This window comes from Acinetobacter sp. USHLN143, assembly GCF_037145695.1.
GTDB classification, from domain to species: Bacteria; Pseudomonadota; Gammaproteobacteria; order Pseudomonadales; family Moraxellaceae; genus Acinetobacter; species Acinetobacter fasciculus.
In genome coordinates this window covers 1-839 of sequence record NZ_JBBCWZ010000182.1, presented here as the reverse complement: position 1 = coordinate 839, position 839 = coordinate 1, and the positions used below count along the sequence as shown (strand labels likewise).

The following is an 839-nucleotide window of genomic DNA, read 5'->3' as shown; positions in this document are numbered from 1 at the left end:
AAAGCAGTGAATTGTGGAGTTGCAACTGTTTATCGAGTTGCTAAAGTCATTTAAAAAGGCTTGTATCAGTGCTTCCCTTATGTCATATCTATTTACAAAGGAACAAGGCATTCTTAAAGATCAAAAGAAGGGATTAATGATGAAAAAGCATTTGATTTTACTTGTTTTTATAGTGATGGTTTTTATTTTAGCTCTAGTTGTAAAGATTAATAATGATCATAAAAAAGGGCAAGCATTAAACAAATTGGAACTAGTTGAAAAGCAAATCCATTAGGTAAAAATTGACTTATACTTATTTAACTAACGCTAATAACTAAGCCCAAAAAACACCTAGACCCAGTGCTATACACGCTTAGTTTTTTATATTTCAAAAGAGTATTTTAGCAAATATCATAAAAGACCGGTCTATTCTCAAGCCGGTTTTTTATATCGCAGAGTATCATGGCTTCATCATAGATATATGAATATTAAGATAAATAAAAAGCCCTATAGTCTCTCCCGTTACTATAAGGCTTATAAAACGCTGTAATTTTTTCTTAATTACCTACTTTTCGATGTAGGTTATGAATATATTTTACCTATTGGTAAAAATAAAGATATAAGACAAAAGATGAATACGTTAGGAATTCCGCGTAAAAACTACTAATTTCGTATAACCGCCATTATGTTAAATGGAATATAAAAAACAGTTGACATAAATACATTGTGTGCAATTATATTGCACACAATGTATTTATTTAAAGGTAATCAAAATGAGTAATCTTTATTCTACCCAGGTTAAAGCAATCGGTGGACGTTCAGGAAATATTCGTAGTGAAGATGGTATCTTAGAACTAAAA

Annotated in this window: 1 protein-coding gene and 1 pseudogene; both read left to right on the top strand. The window is 29.9% G+C overall.

What is annotated here, in order from left to right; all coding sequences use genetic code 11:
- The first annotated feature begins 13 nt into the window (after window positions 1–13).
- Window positions 14–274 carry a hypothetical protein gene (locus WFH18_RS17575; protein WP_336755384.1) on the top strand — a complete coding sequence of 87 codons (261 nt, stop codon included), beginning with the start codon at window positions 14–16 and terminating at the stop codon, window positions 272–274.
- Window positions 275–752: 478 nt separating this feature from the next.
- A pseudogene (locus WFH18_RS17570) lies at window positions 753–839 on the top strand (Ohr subfamily peroxiredoxin); the annotation flags it as partial.